The sequence below is a fragment of the Candidatus Poribacteria bacterium genome (assembly GCA_016866785.1).
Taxonomy (GTDB): domain Bacteria; phylum Poribacteria; class WGA-4E.
This window is the reverse complement of record VGLH01000264.1, coordinates 1-2,215: the sequence shown is the minus strand read 5'-3', so window position 1 is coordinate 2,215 and position 2,215 is coordinate 1. Positions and strand designations below refer to the sequence as shown.

The 2,215-nt window shown below is 68.2% G+C and carries 3 protein-coding genes; all 3 read left to right on the top strand.

The window, feature by feature from the left end; all coding sequences use genetic code 11:
- Positions 1–549: 549 nt before the first annotated feature.
- Complete coding sequence (locus FJZ36_19120; GenBank protein MBM3217011.1) at positions 550–1,680, top strand: mandelate racemase; 1,131 nt, start codon at positions 550–552, stop codon at positions 1,678–1,680.
- Complete coding sequence (locus FJZ36_19115) at positions 1,677–2,015, top strand: hypothetical protein (GenBank protein ID MBM3217010.1); 339 nt, start codon at positions 1,677–1,679, stop codon at positions 2,013–2,015. The genes FJZ36_19120 and FJZ36_19115 overlap by 4 nt, the downstream gene beginning before the upstream one ends.
- Positions 1,990–2,215 (top strand): hypothetical protein (locus FJZ36_19110; GenBank protein ID MBM3217009.1); only part of this gene is annotated, 226 nt, incomplete at its 3' end. The genes FJZ36_19115 and FJZ36_19110, both read left to right, overlap by 26 nt.

Genomic DNA, 2,215 nt, shown 5'->3' with positions numbered 1-2,215 from the left:
TTCCTGCCGCGTCCGGCGCAGGCGCAGCTTCCGGGAGAGCAGGTCGTGTTCGAGAAGGTCGTCTGCTCGTCGTTGACGCTCGTCGATCCTCTTGGCAGACCGCGCGTCGGACTGCTGGCGGGCGACGATGGCGGAGTCGTTGCCGTCTTCGGGCGCGACGGCGTGACGCGCGTCGTCATCGGCGCCGATGAGCAGGGCGGGACGTTCATCGTGTCCGACCGGGAAGGCAAACCGCGTTCCGCCATCCGCGTCGCGGGCTCCGGCGGCAGCATGATGATCCTCGGACCCGACGGCGGGAAACGCACCGTCGTCGGCACGGGACCGATGGGCGGCGACGTGTCCGTCTACGCCAACGACGGGCAGCTCCGAGGTGCGATGCTCGTCCTCGAAAACGGCGCGGGGTTCTCCGCCCTCGGCAAGGACGGCAAGAAGCGCGCGATCCTCGCCGTCGATCCGACCGGAGCCGGCAGCATGCAGACCTACGGGAACGACGGCAAGCGCACGGGCGGCATCCCAGCGTATGAGTTCGACGTGCGTTAGGGGCTCCACATGCTCGAAGACCATCGGCTCGCGCGCGTCGAAGGGCGCGTCATCACAGAGACCTATCCCCGCTGGATCGGGCGCAACTCGTTCGGGAACCCGCAAGGCTTCGGCAACAACCGCATCCAGGTGCGCATCCTGACGACCGACCAGGGCGCGTGCGGCTGGGCGAGCTCGAATACGCCCGACGACCAGGTAACGCCCCTCATCGGCGAGCGCATTTCCGACCTCTTCTCGCCGCAGACTGGCGCGGCCGAACACGCCTACGCCATCGACCTCGCGCTCCACGACCTCGCCGGGCGCATCCTCGGCAAGCCGGTCTACGAGCTCCTCGGCGCGTCAGGACCCCGTGCCGTGCCGATCTACACGGGCGGCATCTACTTCGATGACATGGAACCGGAGGACGCGCCGCGCGGAGTTCACGGCGTCGTCGATTCCTGCCGAGACGACTATGAAGCCGGCTTCCGGGCGTTCAAGCTGAAGATCGGCAGAGGCAAGAAGTGGATGGAACCCGACGTGGGAACGGCGCAGGATATCGCCGTCGTCCGCGCCGTCCGCGAGGCGTTCCCCGATTGTCGCATCCTCGTCGATGCCAACGACGCCTACGACGGTTCCAGTTTCCTGACTTTCCTGCGCGGCGTCGCCGACTGCGACCTCTACTGGATCGAGGAACCCTTCCCCGAGAACCAAGACGACCTCAAGCGGCTCAAAGACGAGATGGCGCGGCTCGGATGCAGCGCGCTCATCGCCGAGGGCGAAGGGCGCACCGAACGCGCCGACCCGCCGACGCGCTACGGCGGCTACACCGAGCGGCATGTCAACAACCTGTTCCGTCTAGCGCGGCTGGGGCTCGTCGACGTGTTCCTGCTCGATCTGGGGATCATGGGCTTCACGCGCTGGCGGAACCTGGTGCCGGAACTCCGCGCGGAGGGCGTTCAGGCGTCGCCGCACACATGGTGCTGGCACATCCGGCCGTTCTACGTCGCTCAACTCGGAGCGGGATGCGGGGGCGTCGCCACCGTCGAGGGCATCCCCTTCGGCGAGACGCCGATGGACTACTCGCACTACCGCATCGCCGACGGGACGGTTCTCGTGCCGGACCTGCCGGGGTTTGCGATGCCGTTCCGCGACGAGCCGTGAGGAACGCGCTCCTGGCGATGGCGCTGACTGCCGCGACGCTGCTGCCGATTCCCGCCCGGGCGCTGGGCAAGACTGCCGAGAAGGGCATCTTCGCGGTTGGGCTGTTGGCGTTCGGAGGGGTCGTCCGGTGGCTGATTCGTCGCGACGAGGGCATCGCCGAACGCCGCACGCGCGATCTTCGCGCCGAGTGGGGCGAGCCCGACGCCGTCCGGGTGTTCGCCGTCGGGTTCGACAGGCTGCGCGTCGAGGAGTACCGCGCGGAGACGCGGCGGGCTCGCGCGACCTACCGCAACGGAAGGCTGGAACGCGTTGAGGTTCTACCGCCTGCGCCGTGAGCTGTGCCTGGCGTGTCTCGCCCTCTCGCTGCTCATCGTCGGGGAAGCGTGCGCCAAGAGCCTCGACGATTCGATCTTCGACGCCATCCACTCGGAGGATCGCGGCGACCTGGAGCGGACGCCCCTCCTGTGGATCAACGAGTTGGGGAACTCCGAGCACATCATCGGCGGCGTGCTGGTGGCCGTCCTGCTGGGCGAAC